The 15,909-nt window shown below is 56.4% G+C and carries 14 protein-coding genes; 8 read left to right on the top strand and 6 right to left on the bottom strand.

Annotated features, from left to right (window positions below; translation table 11 throughout):
* The first annotated feature begins 26 nt into the window (after positions 1 to 26).
* On the top strand, positions 27 to 1,217 hold the full coding sequence (gene uxuA / locus EAE_RS24255) for a mannonate dehydratase (protein ID WP_015365689.1): 1,191 nt from the start codon (positions 27 to 29) through the stop codon (positions 1,215 to 1,217).
* 156 nt (positions 1,218 to 1,373) lie between these two features.
* Here the strand turns inward: uxuA and yeiP are convergent, their stop codons facing one another.
* Entirely contained in the window at positions 1,374 to 1,946 is a 573-nt protein-coding gene (yeiP, locus tag EAE_RS24250) for an elongation factor P-like protein YeiP (RefSeq protein WP_015365690.1), read from the bottom strand.
* A 205-nt stretch (positions 1,947 to 2,151) separates the two neighbouring features.
* On the opposite strand from yeiP, the gene EAE_RS24245 reads away from it, so the two are divergent.
* A complete protein-coding gene (locus EAE_RS24245; protein WP_015365691.1) occupies positions 2,152 to 2,406 on the top strand; it encodes a YkgJ family cysteine cluster protein in 255 nt (84 codons plus the stop codon).
* Here EAE_RS24245 and setB read toward each other — a convergent pair.
* The gene (gene setB, locus EAE_RS24240; protein ID WP_015706120.1) at positions 2,403 to 3,584 is read right to left on the bottom strand and encodes a sugar efflux transporter SetB; all 1,182 of its coding nucleotides are present in this window, start codon (positions 3,582 to 3,584) and stop codon (positions 2,403 to 2,405) included. The two genes, EAE_RS24245 and setB, sit on opposite strands and share 4 nt — an antisense overlap.
* A 330-nt stretch (positions 3,585 to 3,914) precedes the next feature.
* Between setB and fruB the strand changes: the two genes are divergently transcribed.
* Genes fruB through fruA form a run of 3 tightly spaced genes read left to right on the top strand, consistent with a single transcriptional unit; the run spans position 3,915 to position 7,695 of the window.
* A complete protein-coding gene (gene fruB, locus EAE_RS24235; protein WP_015706118.1) occupies positions 3,915 to 5,045 on the top strand; it encodes a fused PTS fructose transporter subunit IIA/HPr protein in 1,131 nt (376 codons plus the stop codon).
* Positions 5,046 to 5,984 (top strand): 1-phosphofructokinase, encoded by a 939-nt coding sequence (gene fruK / locus EAE_RS24230; protein ID WP_015365695.1) that lies wholly within the window; start codon positions 5,046 to 5,048, stop codon positions 5,982 to 5,984.
* A 16-nt stretch (positions 5,985 to 6,000) separates the two neighbouring features.
* Complete coding sequence (fruA, locus tag EAE_RS24225; RefSeq protein ID WP_015706117.1) at positions 6,001 to 7,695, top strand: PTS fructose transporter subunit IIBC; 1,695 nt, start codon at positions 6,001 to 6,003, stop codon at positions 7,693 to 7,695.
* Positions 7,696 to 7,748: 53 nt separating this feature from the next.
* Here the strand turns inward: fruA and nfo are convergent, their stop codons facing one another.
* Entirely contained in the window at positions 7,749 to 8,603 is an 855-nt protein-coding gene (nfo, locus tag EAE_RS24220) for a deoxyribonuclease IV (protein WP_015706116.1), read from the bottom strand.
* Positions 8,604 to 8,700: 97 nt separating this feature from the next.
* On the bottom strand, positions 8,701 to 9,750 hold the full coding sequence (locus tag EAE_RS24215) for a YeiH family protein (RefSeq protein WP_015706115.1): 1,050 nt from the start codon (positions 9,748 to 9,750) through the stop codon (positions 8,701 to 8,703).
* 374 nt (positions 9,751 to 10,124) lie between these two features.
* On the opposite strand from EAE_RS24215, the gene yieE reads away from it, so the two are divergent.
* The gene (yieE, locus tag EAE_RS24210; protein ID WP_015365699.1) at positions 10,125 to 10,991 is read left to right on the top strand and encodes a DNA-binding transcriptional regulator YeiE; all 867 of its coding nucleotides are present in this window, start codon (positions 10,125 to 10,127) and stop codon (positions 10,989 to 10,991) included.
* Here the strand turns inward: yieE and EAE_RS24205 are convergent.
* Together EAE_RS24205 and EAE_RS24200 are read right to left on the bottom strand one after the other, a co-directional pair.
* Positions 10,969 to 11,475 (bottom strand): hypothetical protein, encoded by a 507-nt coding sequence (locus EAE_RS24205; protein WP_015365700.1) that lies wholly within the window; start codon positions 11,473 to 11,475, stop codon positions 10,969 to 10,971. The genes yieE and EAE_RS24205 overlap by 23 nt on opposite strands.
* Positions 11,472 to 11,939, bottom strand: coding sequence for a hypothetical protein (locus EAE_RS24200; protein ID WP_015365701.1), 468 nt, complete (start codon positions 11,937 to 11,939; stop codon positions 11,472 to 11,474). Before EAE_RS24200 ends, EAE_RS24205 begins: the two co-directional genes overlap by 4 nt.
* Positions 11,940 to 12,154: 215 nt before the next feature.
* Between EAE_RS24200 and EAE_RS24195 the strand changes: the two genes are divergently transcribed.
* Entirely contained in the window at positions 12,155 to 13,624 is a 1,470-nt protein-coding gene (locus EAE_RS24195) for an amino acid permease (protein ID WP_015365702.1), read from the top strand.
* Positions 13,625 to 13,927: 303 nt separating this feature from the next.
* Positions 13,928 to 15,901 (top strand): catecholate siderophore receptor CirA, encoded by a 1,974-nt coding sequence (gene cirA, locus EAE_RS24190; protein WP_015706114.1) that lies wholly within the window; start codon positions 13,928 to 13,930, stop codon positions 15,899 to 15,901.
* Positions 15,902 to 15,909: the final 8 nt, after the last annotated feature.

Genomic DNA, 15,909 nt, shown 5'->3' with positions numbered 1-15,909 from the left:
TATAACAACTTAAAGAGGGCATTGCGATGGAGCAAACCTGGCGTTGGTATGGACCGAACGATCCGGTATCGCTTGATGATGTGCGCCAGGCGGGCGCCACGGGTGTCGTGACCGCGTTGCATCATATTCCGAATGGCCAGGTCTGGCCGGTAGAAGAGATCCAACAGCGTTTAGCGCTACTGGCGGAAAAAGGCCTGAGCTGGTCGGTTGTTGAGAGTATCCCGGTGCACGAGGATATCAAAACCCACAGCGGACAATATGAGAAGTGGATTGCCAACTATCAGCAGAGCATCCGCAATCTGGCGGCCTGCGGTATTGATACCGTGTGCTATAACTTCATGCCGATTCTGGACTGGACGCGTACCGATCTGGAATATCAGCTGGCTGATGGCTCCAAAGCGCTGCGTTTTGACCAGATTGCTTTCGCCGCTTTTGAACTGCACATCCTTAAACGCCCGGGCGCCGAAGCTGACTATAGCGCTGAAGAACAGCAGCAAGCGGACGTTTACTTTAAGGCGATGAGCGCGGCGGATATCGACAAGCTGACCCGCAATATCATCGCCGGCTTGCCGGGAGCGGAAGAGGGCTATACCCTCGATCAGTTCCGCGCACGTCTGGCGGAGTATGACCATATCGATAAAGCGCAATTGCGTGAGAACATGGCTTACTTCCTGCGGGCGATTGTGCCGGTGTGCGAAGAAGTCGGCGTGCGCCTGGCGGTTCACCCGGACGATCCGCCGCGTCCGATCCTCGGCCTGCCGCGTATCGTGTCGACTATCGAAGATATGCAGTGGTTGAAAGAGACGGTGGACAGCATTTATAACGGCTTTACCATGTGTACCGGATCCTATGGCGTTCGCGCCGATAACGATCTGGTGAAGATGGTGGAAACCTTCGGCGATCGTATCCACTTTACCCATTTGCGCTCTACCTGCCGTGAAGAGAATCCTAAAACCTTCCACGAGGCGGCGCACCTGAACGGTGACGTCAATATGGTGGCGGTGGTTGATGCGATTCTGAGCGAAGAGCTGCGTCGTAAGAAAGCAGGCGATCTGCGTCCCATCCCGTTCCGTCCGGATCATGGGCATCAAATGCTTGACGATCTGCGTAAGAAAACCAACCCCGGTTATTCGGCGATTGGCCGTCTGAAAGGCATGGCGGAAGTGCGCGGCGTTGAGCTGGCGCTGAAGATGACCAAATATCCTGAGTTGCTGTAATCGTGGCGTGAGGGAAAGCAAAAGGACAGCCAACGGCTGTCCTTTTTTGTGCCTGATATCGGCAGCGAGTAGCCTGGATAAGGCGCGCAGCGCCGCCATCCGGGACATTCCCCGGCCTGCGCGACGCTGGGCCGGGCAACCGTCAGAGGCGGGAGGTTAGTCCGCGCGGCCCATATAGCGGCACTCTTCGATATGAATGCGGATTTTCTCGCCGCTGGTCAGGTATTCCGGAACCTGAATCACCAGCCCGGTGCTCATGGTGGCCGGTTTGGTGCGCGAACTGGCGGAAGCGCCTTTGATTCCCGGCGCGGTTTCTACGATTTCCAGGTCAACGGTCTGCGGCAACTCCAGCGCCAGCAGCTGGCCATCCCAGGTCAGAACCTGCATATCCGGCATGCCGCCTTCCGGGATAAACTGCAGCTCTTCTTCGATCTGCTCTTTGGTGAAGGTATACGGGGTATAGTCTTCTTTATCCATGAACACGTATTCGTTGCCATCGACGTAGGAGAAGTCAACAAAACGACGGGTCAGGGTAACGGTATCAACGATGTCGTCGCCCTTAAAACGTTCTTCTACTTTCAGGCCGGTACGCACGTCGGAAAAACGCATTTTATACAGCGTTGCTGCGCCACGGGCGCTTGGCGACTGAATATCAATATTTTTAACAATCAGCAGTTTGCCGTTGTAATTCAGCACCATACCTTTTTTAATTTCATTCGCTCTTGGCATTGCAGTAATCCTGTCACTTAAAGGGTCAAAAATATCGCGTAAAACTACTCGCGCCGGGCCTTTCAGGCAAGCGGAATTCGCGACTTTTGCTATCTCCTGGCAAATCTTCGATCGGCGCTGCTGAAAAAGCCGTGTCGCCAGCTTCAGCTTTCCTGACGGGCGATATTTTGCTACTGTCCGCTTCCCACTCATTAAGGAGTCAGGTATGGAATGTCGCCCGGACTGCGGAGCCTGTTGCACCGCGCCGTCCATCTCAAGCCCCATTCCCGGAATGCCTGACGGCAAGCCGGCTAACACCCCATGCGTGCAGCTGGATGAACATCTGCGCTGCAAGATTTTTGCCTCGCCGCTGCGCCCTAAAGTCTGTGCAGGTTTACAGCCGGCCGCGGAAATGTGCGGCAGCACGCGTCAGCAGGCGATGGCTTATCTCATTCATCTCGAAGCGCTGACCGCGCCTTAAACGTCTTTAATCCGCCACAGGCAGCCCTGGGCGATAATTCCCATCGCCAGCGCAATCCAGAACACTGCGTGATAGCTCCAGATTTCCGCGACAACGCCCGCCAGCGAGCCGGCGATGATCCAGCCGACGCGCGTGGTATTGGTATACAGCGTAGTCGCCGCGCCCGCCTGGCCCGGCATCAGATCCTGAAAATAGAGCATACCGATACCGGCCAGGATCCCGATGTAAATCGCGTTCAGCGCCTGCATCGCCAGCAACAGGGCCGGGGTATGGACAGTCAGCATACCGACATAAAACAGCAGTCCGGCAAGCGCGGCAATGCGCATCAGCAAGCGCTTTCCAAAACGTTTCGCGTAATAACCGGCAATCAGCATGGTGGGGATTTCCAGCCCGGCGGCGGTCCCCATCATCAGCCCGGCCAGTTTCTCCGGCAGATGCAGTTCATTAATGATAAACAGCGGCATATTAATGATATAGAGGCTGTTGGTGCCCCACATTAACGTACAGATGCTGAACAGCAGCAGCGCATCGCGGCGGTTGGTACGCGGCGCTTCAAGATGACCACCGGCGGTTTTGCTCTCTTTACGCATGCTGGGCAGGAAGAACCAGACCATCAGCGCGCAGACGATAAACGCCACGGCGGCGCTGAGATACATCACGGTAAAACCAAAACCCATCGCCAGCGCGTAGGCCAGCGGCGGGCCGATCACCCACGCCAGCGAGACCTGCGCGCGCAGAATCGAGCTGAACATCACCGCCTCGCGGCCGGTTTTATCGGCATGCTCGCGGGCAAGGGCGAACATCTGCGGGTTGGCGGTAGAGCCAAAGCTGCTAAGGAAGACGCCGACGAACAGCAGAATAAAGTAGTTGCGGTTCCAGGCGAACAGCACGCAGGCCAGCACCCCCAGCAGGCAGCAGGCGACAATCAGCTGCTTGCGATCGCCTTTACGATCGGAACGCCCGGCAAGAAACTGACTTACCAGAATGCCGATGACCGCGCTGCCGGTAAAAAAGAAGCCGACCATTGCCGGGCGCACGTGCACCTCATTGGTCAAAAACAGGCTCAGGGTCGGGGTCTGTAAGGCCCCGGCGATCCCCGTCAGAAAGGCGACGATAAGAAAAGCGGAGGAGGTTAAGTCGAACCCGCGGCGGGGAAGGGCGGCGCTACTGTTTTGCATGCTGGAATATCATTGGTTTCAGGAGAGGCGAAGTTTACGTCGACACCCATAAAATGAATAGTGGTATGGCACGAAAAATTAAAAAGGCGTTTCAAATTATGTCGTTCAGCAAAATGCTGAAGCCAATGGCGCATTTCACCATTAGCTTCAGCAAAAATGTGCGGTATCTCTAAATTCTGTTATCAGCCTTCGGAGTTTACTTGCGCAGTGCGCAAGAAAGGTACAGACTCATTGAAACGTTTCAGCGTCATCAGAGTATTATCCAGTCATCGGGTGGCGTATTTTTTCTCATGTTAGCTGAAACGATTCAATTCAGCGGAGAGGAGAACTATGTTCCAGTTATCTGTACAGGATATCCATCCCGGCCAGCAGGCCGCGAATAAAGAAGAGGCAATACGTCAGATTGCTGGCGCGCTGGTTAGCGCGGGTAATGTGGCTGACGGCTACGTTAACGGTATGCTTGCCCGCGAGCAGCAGACCTCCACTTTCCTCGGCAATGGCATCGCTATTCCGCACGGCACCACCGATACCCGCGACCAGGTTCTGAAAACGGGCGTACAGGTGTATCAGTTCCCGCAGGGCGTGACCTGGGGAGAAGGACAAACCGCTTATGTGGCGATCGGTATTGCCGCCAGCTCCGACGAGCACCTCGGTCTGCTGCGTCAGTTGACGCACGTCCTGAGCGACGACTCGGTGGCTGAACAGTTGAGAACCGTCACCACCGCAGAAGAACTGCGCGCTCTGCTGATGGGCGAAAAGCAAAGCGAAGCGCTGAAGCTCGACAACGAAACGTTGAGCCTCGACGTGGTCGCCAACGATCTGCTGACGCTGCAGGCGCTGAACGCCGCGCGGCTGAAAGAGGCGGGGGCGGTAAACGCCGATTTCGTCAGCCGCACTATTAACGATGTGCCGCTTAACCTGGGCCAGGGGATCTGGTTGAACGACTGTGCGGAAGGCAACCTGCGCAGCGCTATCGCCGTGAGTCGCGCCGCCAATGCGTTTACCGCTGACGGGCAGCCGGTGGCGCTGCTGATCACCGTCGCGATGGCCGATGAGCAGCCGACCGCGGTGCTTAATCGCCTGAGCAATCTGCTTATTGATAAAAAAGCGGAGCATCTGCTGAAAGCCGACGCCGCCACGCTGCTGGCGCTGCTGACCAGCGACGACGCCATTGCTGAAGACGTGCTGAACGCCGAGTTTGTGGTACGCAACGAGCACGGGCTGCACGCACGTCCGGGCACGATGCTGGTTAATACGATTAAACAATTCTCCAGCGACATTACCGTTACCAACCTCGATGGTTCCGGCAAGCCGGCCAATGGCCGCAGCCTGATGAAGGTCGTGGCGCTGGGTGTGAAAAAAGGTCACCGTCTGCGTTTTACCGCGCAGGGTGAAGATGCGCAACAAGCGCTGGATGCGATTGGCGAAGCGATCGCCGCAGGCCTTGGGGAGGGCGCATAAATGAGCAGACGTGTAGCAACGATTACATTAAATCCGGCATACGACCTGGTGGGTTTCACCCCGGAAATCGAACGTGGCGAAGTGAACCTGGTGCGCACCACTGGCCTGCATGCGGCAGGCAAAGGTATCAACGTGGCGAAGGTGCTGAAAGATCTTGGCATCGACGTCACCGTCGGCGGCTTCCTCGGTAAAGATAACCAGGATGGCTTCCAGCAGCTGTTTAGCGAGCTGGGTATCGCCAACCGCTTCCAGGTGGTGCAGGGGCGTACCCGTATTAACGTCAAGCTGACGGAAAAAGATGGCGAAGTGACCGATTTCAACTTCTCCGGTTTCGAAGTAACCCCGGCGGATTGGGAGCGTTTCGTTAATGATTCTCTGAGCTGGCTGGGGCAGTTCGATATGGTTTGCGTCAGCGGCAGCCTGCCGTCCGGCGTGAGTCCGGAAGCCTTTACCGACTGGATGACGCGCCTGCGCAGCCAGTGCCCGTGCATTATTTTCGATAGCAGCCGCGAAGCGCTGGTTGCAGGGCTGAAAGCCGCGCCGTGGCTGGTAAAACCAAACCGCCGCGAGCTGGAAATCTGGGCTGGCCGCAAGTTGCCGGAGATGAAAGATGTTATCGACGCCGCCCATGCGCTGCGCGAGCAAGGTATCGCCCACGTGGTGATTTCGTTAGGCGAAGAGGGCGCGCTGTGGGTTAACGCCTCCGGCGAATGGATTGCCAAACCGCCTTCAGTAGAAGTCGTCAGCACCGTCGGCGCCGGTGATTCGATGGTCGGCGGCCTGATTTACGGCCTGCTGATGCGTGAATCCAGCGAGCATACCCTGCGCCTGGCGACCGCCGTCGCCGCCCTGGCCGTTAGCCAGAGCAACGTTGGCATTACCGATCGTACCCAGTTGGCCGCAATGATGGCGCGCGTCGACTTACAACCCTTTAATTGACAGCAGGAGAGGCATAATGAAAACGCTGCTGATTATTGATGCCGGGCTTGGCCAGGCTCGCGCCTACATGGCGAAGACCCTGCTCAGCGCCGCGGCGCAGAAAGCGCACCTTGAGCTGATTGATAACCCGAACGATGCCGAACTGGCCATCGTACTGGGGACCGCGCTGCCGGCCGATAGCTCGCTGAATGGTAAAAACGTCTTTCTGGGCGATATTAACCGTGCTGTCGCCCATCCGGAGCTGTTCCTGGGTGAAGCGAAAGATCACGCTAAGCCGTACGTTGCGCCAGCGGCGGTAGCCGTTCCGGCCGCCGCCCAGGGGCAGAAACGCATTGTCGCCGTTACCGCTTGTCCGACCGGTGTAGCTCATACCTTTATGGCGGCGGAAGCCATTGAAACCGAGGCTAAAAAACGCGGCTGGTGGGTGAAAGTAGAAACCCGTGGCTCAGTGGGGGCCGGTAATGCCATTACCCCGGAAGAGGTGGAGCAGGCGGATCTGGTGATCGTCGCCGCCGATATCGAAGTCGATCTGGCGAAGTTCGCTGGTAAACCGATGTATCGCACCACTACCGGACTGGCGCTGAAGAAAACCGCGCAGGAACTGGATAAAGCCGTTGCGGAAGCAAAACCGTACCAGCCATCCGGCAAACCGCAGGCGTCCGGCGAAGGTAAAAAAGAGTCGGCTGGCGCTTATCGTCACCTGCTGACCGGCGTCTCCTACATGCTGCCGATGGTGGTAGCAGGCGGTCTGTGTATCGCGCTGTCGTTCGCGTTCGGTATTAAAGCGTTTGAAGTGAAAGACACCATGGCGGCGGCGTTGATGCAAATCGGCGGCGGTTCAGCCTTTGCGCTGATGGTGCCGGTACTGGCTGGCTTTATCGCTTTCTCCATCGCTGACCGTCCGGGTCTGACGCCTGGCCTTATCGGCGGTATGCTGGCCGTCAGCGGCGGTTCCGGCTTTATCGGCGGTATTATCGCCGGTTTCCTTGCCGGTTATGTGGCGAAGTTAATCAGCACTAAGCTGAAACTGCCGCAGAGTATGGAAGCGTTGAAGCCGATTCTGATCATTCCACTGATTTCCAGCCTGATTGTTGGTCTGGCGATGATCTACCTGATCGGTAAACCGGTGGCGGGTATCCTGGCCTGGCTCACCCACTGGCTGCAAACCATGGGGACGGCGAACGCGGTGCTGCTCGGCGCGATCCTTGGCGGCATGATGTGTACCGATATGGGCGGCCCGGTGAACAAAGCGGCTTATGCTTTCGGTGTGGGTCTGTTGAGTACTCAAACCTATGCGCCGATGGCGGCGATTATGGCGGCCGGTATGGTGCCACCGCTGGCGCTTGGCCTGGCGACGCTGATTGCCCGCCACAAGTTCGATAAATCGCAGCGTGAAGGCGGTAAAGCGGCGCTGGTTCTGGGTCTGTGCTTCATTACCGAAGGGGCGATTCCATTCGCCGCACGTGACCCGATGCGCGTACTGCCTTGCTGTATCGTTGGCGGCGCGGTGACCGGCGCTATCTCGATGGCGGTAGGCGCGAAACTGATGGCGCCGCATGGCGGTCTGTTCGTTCTGCTGATCCCAGGCGCCATCACTCCGGTGCTGGGTTATCTGCTGGCGATTATTGCCGGTACGCTGGTTGCGGGTCTCTCTTACGCGGTGCTGAAGCGCCCGGAAGCGCCGGCGGCGGAAGCTGAAAAAGCGGCGTAATATAAGCGCAATAAAAAAGGGCCGATTTGTCGGCCCTTTTTTTGTGTCTGGATTCAGGCCACTTCGGCGGTCTGCTGCGCCCGCAGCCAGGTAATTTCTTCCGCCCAGATATCCGGGTTAATGGTTTCCAGAATCAGCGGGATACCATCGAAACGGTTATCCTGCATGATCCAACGAAAAGCATCATGGCCGATATTGCCTTCACCCAGGCTATGGTGACGGTCGACGCGGCTGCCAAAAGCGCTTTTGGCATCATTCAGGTGCATGCCGCGCAGATACCGGAAGCCGACGATCCGTTCGAATTCGGCGAAGGTCTTTTCACACTCCTCCGCGCTGCGTAGGTCATAGCCGGCGGCGAAAGCGTGGCAGGTATCAATGCAGACGCCAACGCGGGATTTGTCTTCAACGCCGTCAATGATGGCGGCAAGATGCTCAAATTTAAAACCGAGGTTACTGCCCTGACCGGCGGTATTTTCGATAACCGCGGTCACGCCTTCGGTTTTCGCCAGCGCGATGTTGATGGATTCAGCGATACGCGCCAGGCATTCATCTTCCGGGATCTGCTGCAGGTGGCTGCCCGGATGGAAGTTGAGCAGCGTTAATCCCAACTGCTGGCAGCGGGTTAATTCATCGATAAACGCCTCGCGGGATTTCTCCAGCGCTTCTTCGACCGGATGACCGAGGTTAATCAGGTAGCTGTCGTGCGGCAGGATTTGCCCCGGGCCGAAGTGATATTTTTCGCAGGCGGCTTTGAATTCGGCAATCGCTTCGTCGGTGAGCGGCGCGGCGCGCCATTGACGCTGATTTTTGGTGAACAGGGCGAAGGCGGTCGCTTCGATTTCGGCGGCGCGGATGGCGGCATTGGCCAGACCGCCGGAGGCGCTAACGTGCGCTCCAATATATTTCATAAAAAAACTCCAGTTAAGCCGCTGGGGGGAGGGTAATGATAGCGGCTTAACCGGAGAGTTACAGCAATGAATGAATATCGACGAGAAAACTTACTGCTTAGCCAATCAGGTGGTGGATAGCGAAGTTAATCGCGCCGCCGCCAACAATCAGCCAGACGAACAGCATCAGCGCCATCAGCAGCGGCTTCGCACCGGCTTTTTTCAGTGCGCTGACGTGGGTGGTTAAGCCCAGCGCGGCCATCGCCATCGCCAGCAGTACGGTATCGAGGGTGACCAGCATATCGACGACGGCTTTCGGCAGCAGGTGGAAGGAGTTAAATACCGCCACCAGAATAAACAGGATGGCAAACCACGGAATGGTGATTTTGCTCTTTTCGCCGTTACCGGCTGGCGCCAGTTGTTTCACACGAGCAGCGATGAACAGCAGGAACGGAGCCAGCATCATCACGCGCAGCATTTTGGCGATAACCGCCGCATTTTCGGCGTCCGGGCTAACCGCGTGACCGGCGGCGACCACCTGAGCGACTTCATGCATGGTGGAGCCCATATAGATGCCGTAGGCTTCCGGAGTGAACCAGTGCGCCAGCAGCGGGTACATCGCCGGGTAGAGGAAGATAGCGATAGTACCGAAGATAACCACTGTCGCCACGGCGACCGTCACTTTACTGGCTTCGGCTTTGATGACCGGCTCGGTGGCCAGGACCGCCGCGGCGCCGCAGATGCTGCTACCGGCGCCGATAAGCCAGCTGGTATGTTTATCGAGCCCGAAAACCTTCTGCCCGAGGAAACAGGCGATAAAGAAAGTGCTGGACAGCGTCAGTACGTCAATCAGGATCCCGCTGACGCCGACGTCAGCAATCTGGGCAAACGTCAGACGAAAACCATAAAGAATGATCCCCAGGCGCAGCAGATACTGCTTGGCGAAAATCACCCCGCCGTCGCAGGACTGCCAAATTTTAGGATAAACGGTATTACCGACCACCATGCCGAACAAAATAGCCAGCGTCAGCGCGCTGAAGCCCGCGCCGGCGATAGCAGGGAAACTGCCTGCCCACAGGGCGGCGCCGGTCAACGCGGCGGTCAGCGCCAGACCTGGGACGAAATGCCACAGGGTGCGATGTTTAGTGGGTAAAGTGAGTGCTGTCATAACCTTCTCCTTTGTCTGGGCAAAGAATACGACTGGCTGGTTTAAAAATAAAATTGATTATATATTTATAATCTATCGGAATAAGTGATAAACCCTTCATCCTTCGCGCTGCAGATGTGTTGGCTGCGTTTACTCACCCCAGTCACTTACTGATGTAAGCTCCTGGGGATTAATGAGGGACATCCTTGTCCCTCACCGGAGGCCAGCCTTTGACTGGTCAAATTCGTTCCTGACGAATTTGTCGCTCACTTGCCGCCTTTCTGCAGCACGAATGATTTTGGGTTATACCCTTCATCCTTCAGGCCACAGCCCTGCTGATTTATGTCAACATAGCGTTGACGGTTATCCAGCTTGGGCTAATACACAGGTGAGTTATGCATATCACGCTACGGCAACTGGAAGTTTTTGCTGAGGTTTTGAAAAGCGGGTCGACGACTCAGGCGTCACAGATGCTGGCGCTGTCGCAGTCGGCGGTGAGCGCGGCGCTGACCGATCTGGAGGGGCAACTCGGCGTTCAGCTTTTTGACCGCGTCGGTAAACGGCTGGTGGTCAACGAGCATGGCCGCTTGCTCTACCCGCGCGCGCTGGCCCTGCTGGAGCGCGCCGGAGAGATAGAACAGCTGTTTCGCGGCGATAATGGCGCTATCCGCGTTTATGCCAGTAGCACCATCGGCAACTATATTCTGCCGGAAATCATCGCCCGCTACCGCCGCGACTTCCCTGAACTGCCGCTGGAGCTGAGCGTTGGCAACAGCCAGGATGTGATTAATGCGGTCAGCGATTTGCGCGTCGATATTGGCCTGATCGAAGGGCCGTGCCACGCGGCGGATATTATCGCCGAGCCGTGGATTGAAGATGAACTGGTGGTGTTCGCCGCCCCTGATTCGCCATTCCTCGAAGGCGAATTGACGCTGCAACGGCTGGCGGAAGCGCAGTGGATCCTGCGCGAGCATGGCTCCGGCACGCGGGAGATCGTCGATTATGTGCTGTTGTCGCATCTGCCCGCGTTCCAGTTAGGCATGGAGCTTGGCAACTCAGAGGCGATTAAACATGCGGTGCGCCACGGACTAGGCATCAGCTGCCTGTCGAGGCGAGTCATTGCCGAACAGCTGGAGGCCGGAACGCTGGTGGAGCTCAAGCTGCCGCTGCCGCGCCTGACGCGCACGTTGTGGCGTATTCGCCATCGGCAAAAACACGTTTCCAAGGCGCTGCAGCGCTTTATCCGTTACTGCGAGGTGTAGCGGTATCCCTTATTGGCGCGTAGCCGTGCTGCACGCAGATCTCCGGGGTTCTGGCATAATGCCAGCTGCCCATGGGAACGGGTTCCCAGCAGCGAATGTAGCGCGGCGAGCCGTATACCGTAAAATGTAAGGTAAAAATGGCGCTGTTGATGACGATCAGCAGCGCCAGCGTAAATCCGGCGATAGCGGTCAGCAGGCGATTTTCATAACTTCCATCGACGGTTTTACCACGCAGCACTCTGCCCATCCGCCAGGCGAATGAAAAAAAGAGCAGCGCGGAGCCGGTAAAATTGGCCTTCAGTAAGGAAACGGAGGCGAAGTCCGGCCAACCGCGTAATTTCAGTAATGGCAGATAGTCGGTTGCTAAATAGAGCGCGTAAACCCCTAGCGCCGGAAAAATAAGCCATGCGTTTAGCTGTTGCCAGATTCGCTGTGCGCGAGTGGCCTGCGGTTCGGCGTTAGCAACTTTTGCTGGTTTCTTCACGGGGTATTCTCCCTATTAGCAATGGGGGAGGGGGTTTGCACCCTTTTGTCGAAATGGTCGCACCAGTCGCTATTCCACACGTACATATAAATGGTGTGTTTGCTGTATTGCTTGCATACGCCGTACTGCGGGTTATCCCGATAGTGGTCCATCGTGCGCCAGTCCAGCCAGGCGAAAGCCGCAATATAGATAAGAGAAAAGGCGCAGAAGACTTTGCATAGCCGAACCATCAGCCGCTTTTTCACTCCGACGCCCGCCAGTAGCCCCAGCAGCCCCGCAATCGCAAGAGGAAGCGCGCCGACAAGAAAAGTCTCCCTGTTATCGGTCAGGTAATTCGGCAGCCGCAACCAGTGTTCCAGCACCGTGATACTGGCGTACAGGCCAATAACGAATAGATACAGGCAGAAAATCGCCAGTAGCAGAAAGGCATCGGGGGCCAGGCTGCGACGAGTGGGGGAAACCATAAGCTGACTCCTTCAGCATTGTGACAATCCTCGCGTTATTTTGCCGTAAGCCGCGATTTTTTGTCTGTTTTTTTATGCGCCAATGCAGGATTACTGCTTTACTAATAATTTGTGTCAGATCATGAAGCTCTCTTATAACTTTGCATTTGTACCGGATGGATGGACGATCGTCTGCTACAATCGCGCCTCATTTTTTGGATGGATAGCATTTTCACATGGTTTCGGAAACTAAAACCACAGAAGCGCCCACGCTCCGCCGCGAGCTAAAAGCGCGCCACTTGACCATGATCGCTATTGGCGGTTCCATCGGTACAGGTCTTTTCGTTGCCTCTGGCGCAACAATTTCTCAGGCAGGCCCCGGCGGCGCGCTGCTTTCCTACATTCTGATCGGTCTGATGGTGTATTTCCTGATGACCAGCCTCGGCGAGCTGGCGGCGTTTATGCCGGTTTCAGGCTCTTTTGCGACCTACGGTCAGAACTATGTAGAAGAAGGCTTTGGTTTCGCGCTGGGCTGGAACTACTGGTACAACTGGGCGGTGACTATCGCCGTTGACCTCGTTGCTTCGCAGCTGGTGATGAGCTACTGGTTCCCGGATACACCCGGCTGGATCTGGAGCGCCTTATTCCTCGGCATCATGTTCCTGCTGAACTGGATCTCGGTACGCGGCTTCGGCGAAGCGGAGTACTGGTTCTCGCTGATTAAAGTTGCCACCGTGATTATCTTTATCATCGTCGGCATTATGATGATTTTTGGCATTTTCGAAGGCGCCAAGCCGGCGGGCTGGAGCAACTGGGGCATTGATGATGCGCCGTTTGCCGGCGGTTTTGCGGCGATGATCGGCGTGGCGATGATTGTCGGCTTCTCCTTCCAGGGTACCGAGCTCATCGGTATTGCCGCGGGCGAATCGGAAAATCCGGAGAAGAACATTCCGCGCGCGGTGCGTCAGGTGTTCTGGCGTATCCTGCTGTTCTATGTCTTCGCGATTTTGATTATCAGCCTGATCATCCCGTATACCGATCCGAGCCTGCTGCGCAACGACGTTAAAGACATTTCCGTTAGCCCGTTCACCCTGGTATTCGAGCACGCCGGTCTGCTCTCTGCGGCGGCGATCATGAACGCGGTTATCCTGACGGCGGTGCTGTCGGCGGGTAACTCCGGGATGTACGCCTCTACGCGTATGTTGTATACCCTGGCGTGCGACGGCAAAGCGCCGCGCATTTTCTCGAAGCTGTCGAGAGGCGGCGTACCGCGCAACGCGCTGTATGCGACTACCGTGATTGCGGCGCTGTGCTTCCTGACCTCGATGTTCGGCAACCAGACGGTTTACCTGTGGCTGCTGAATACCTCCGGGATGACTGGCTTTATCGCCTGGTTGGGTATTGCGATCAGCCACTACCGTTTCCGTCGTGGTTACGTGTTGCAGGGTAACGATATTAATAACCTGCCGTACCGTTCCGGGTTCTTCCCGCTGGGGCCGATCTTCGCCTTCGTACTGTGCCTTATCATCACCCTTGGCCAGAACTATGAAGCCTTCCTCAAGGACACCATTGATTGGGGCGGCGTGGCGGCGACCTACATCGGTATTCCGCTGTTCCTGGTTATCTGGTTTGGTTACAAGCTGGTGAAAGGTACCCGCTTCGTGCGCTACAGCGAAATGAAGTTCCCGGAACGCTTTAAAGGCTAATTCCACACTCTACCGCTTTCGATAAAGCCCTCTTTTAAAGAGGGCTTTTTTTATGCCCGCAAGGCTTACAAACGGACACACTTCTTCATAATTGTATTGATAATTGTAATCATTATCCTTATCATTTCGGAAGATTCCGGATGAAGCCAATCTCCATATCTTGCCGCTCAACTACGAAAGGCAAGGGGTGACCAGCCACATCGACTGTAAAAAAATTGCGCGCGGCCGCCAGAGCCGCGTGTCGACAGGATGTGCAAGCAGCACCCTTTGTTTGATTTGTAGTTGACCTCATGGAGATTTGGTATGTTCAGGTTAAACCCTTTTGCCCGGGCGGGACTGTGCGCGTCCGTCGTAGCATTGGCATTTCCGGCGCTGGCCGCAAATGATGACGAAACGCTGGTTGTCACCGCCGCGGCGACTGAACAGAGCGTCAAAGATGCCCCCGCCAGTATCAGCGTGATCACCCAACAGGACTTGCAGCGTAAGCCGGTGCAGAACCTGAAGGACGTGCTGCGCGATGTGCCTGGCGTTCAGCTCACCAACGAAGGGGATAACCGCAAGGGTGTCAGCATCCGCGGTCTGGATAGCAGCTATACGCTGATCCTGATCGATGGCAAACGCGTCAACTCGCGTAACGCCGTCTTCCGCCATAACGATTTCGATCTGAACTGGATCCCGGTGGACTCCATCGAGCGGATTGAGGTAGTGCGCGGCCCGATGTCTTCCCTGTACGGTTCCGACGCGCTCGGCGGCGTGGTCAATATCATTACCAAAAAAATCGGCCAGAAATGGACCGGTACCCTCAGCAGCGATGCCACCATTCAGGAACACCGCGATCGCGGTGACACTTATAACGGCCAGTTCTTCACCAGCGGCCCGCTGATTGACGGCGTGCTGGGGATGAAAGCCTACGGCAGCCTGGCGAAACGTAGTAAAGACGATCAACAACCTTCCAGCAACGCTGCGGGTGAAACGCCGCGCATTGAAGGTTTCACCAGCCGCGACGGTAACGTTGAGTTCGCCTGGACGCCAACGGAGAACCAGGACATTACCGCCGGCTACGGTTTCGATCGCCAGGATCGCGACTCAGACTCGCTTGATAAAAACCGCCTTGAACGCCAAAACTACTCTTTGACCCATAACGGGCGCTGGGATGTCGGCAATAGCGAAGTGAAATTCTACGGCGAGAAAGTGGATAACAAAAACCCGGGGCAGGCTGGGACCATTACCTCTGAAAGCAATGCTGTGGATGGTAAATATGTGATGCCGCTGGGGATGATCAACCAGATCGTCACCCTCGGCGGTGAATGGCGCCACGATAAACTCAAAGATCCGGTAAACCTGAGCAGCGGCGGCAAATCGACTTCCGCCAGCCAGTACGCGCTGTTCCTCGAAGATGAGTGGCGGATCTTTGAACCGCTGGCGCTGACCACCGGCATCCGTATGGACGATCATCAAACCTACGGCGATCACTGGAGCCCGCGTGCGTACCTGGTCTATAACGCCACCGATACCGTGACCGTGAAAGGCGGTTGGGCTACGGCCTTTAAAGCGCCGTCGCTGCTGCAATTGAACCCGGACTGGACCACCAACTCCTGTCGCGGTAGCTGCAGCATTATCGGTAACCCGAATCTGAAGCCGGAAACCAGCGAAAGCTTTGAGCTTGGTCTGTATTACAGCGGTGAAGAGGGCTGGCTGGAAGGTGTTGAAGGCAGCGTGACCGCCTTCCAGAACAACGTTGACGATATGATCGACATCCTGCGCACCTCCAGCGCCAGCGAGGCGCCGGGTTACCCGAACTTCGTCGGCTGGAAGACCGTGAACGGTAAGCGCGTGCCGGTGTTCCGCTACTTCAACGTCAACAAAGCGCGGATTAAAGGCGTAGAGACCGAAGTGAAGGTGCCGTTCGGCGAAGAGTGGAAACTGACGGTCAACTACACCTATAACGATGGTCGCGATCTGAGCAATGGCGGCAATAAACCGCTGCAGACGCTGCCGTTCCATACCGCTAACGGTACCCTCGACTGGAAACCGCTGGAGGATTGGTCTTTCTACGTCACGGCCAACTATACCGGCGAGCAGCGTGCGGTAAGCGCGACGGGTAAAACCCCAGGCGGTTATACCATGTTCGATATCGGCGCCGCGTGGCAGGTCAGCAAAAGCGTGAAACTGCGCTCCGGCGTACTTAACGTTGGCGATAAAGATCTGAGCCGCGACGATTACAGCTACACCGAAGATGGCCGTCGCTACTTTATGGCCGTCGATTACCGCTTCTGATAGCGATA

The sequence above is a fragment of the Klebsiella aerogenes KCTC 2190 genome, from assembly GCF_000215745.1.
GTDB classification, from domain to species: Bacteria; Pseudomonadota; Gammaproteobacteria; order Enterobacterales; family Enterobacteriaceae; genus Klebsiella; species Klebsiella aerogenes.
Note: the sequence above shows the minus strand (reverse complement) of the source record. Positions and strands in the feature narration are given on the sequence as shown.

Bases quoted from the DNA above. Each gene is read 5' to 3' on its own strand.
- uxuA (WP_015365689.1), top strand. From the start codon at position 27: ATGGAGCAAACCTGGCGTTGGTATGGACCGAACGATCCGGTATCGCTT.
- yeiP (WP_015365690.1), bottom strand. From the start codon at position 1,946: ATGCCAAGAGCGAATGAAATTAAAAAAGGTATGGTGCTGAATTACAAC.
- EAE_RS24245 (WP_015365691.1), top strand. From the start codon at position 2,152: ATGGAATGTCGCCCGGACTGCGGAGCCTGTTGCACCGCGCCGTCCATC.
- setB (WP_015706120.1), bottom strand. From the start codon at position 3,584: ATGCAAAACAGTAGCGCCGCCCTTCCCCGCCGCGGGTTCGACTTAACC.
- fruB (WP_015706118.1), top strand. From the start codon at position 3,915: ATGTTCCAGTTATCTGTACAGGATATCCATCCCGGCCAGCAGGCCGCG.
- fruK (WP_015365695.1), top strand. From the start codon at position 5,046: ATGAGCAGACGTGTAGCAACGATTACATTAAATCCGGCATACGACCTG.
- fruA (WP_015706117.1), top strand. From the start codon at position 6,001: ATGAAAACGCTGCTGATTATTGATGCCGGGCTTGGCCAGGCTCGCGCC.
- nfo (WP_015706116.1), bottom strand. From the start codon at position 8,603: ATGAAATATATTGGAGCGCACGTTAGCGCCTCCGGCGGTCTGGCCAAT.
- EAE_RS24215 (WP_015706115.1), bottom strand. From the start codon at position 9,750: ATGACAGCACTCACTTTACCCACTAAACATCGCACCCTGTGGCATTTC.
- yieE (WP_015365699.1), top strand. From the start codon at position 10,125: ATGCATATCACGCTACGGCAACTGGAAGTTTTTGCTGAGGTTTTGAAA.
- EAE_RS24200 (WP_015365701.1), bottom strand. From the start codon at position 11,939: ATGGTTTCCCCCACTCGTCGCAGCCTGGCCCCCGATGCCTTTCTGCTA.
- EAE_RS24195 (WP_015365702.1), top strand. From the start codon at position 12,155: ATGGTTTCGGAAACTAAAACCACAGAAGCGCCCACGCTCCGCCGCGAG.
- cirA (WP_015706114.1), top strand. From the start codon at position 13,928: ATGTTCAGGTTAAACCCTTTTGCCCGGGCGGGACTGTGCGCGTCCGTC.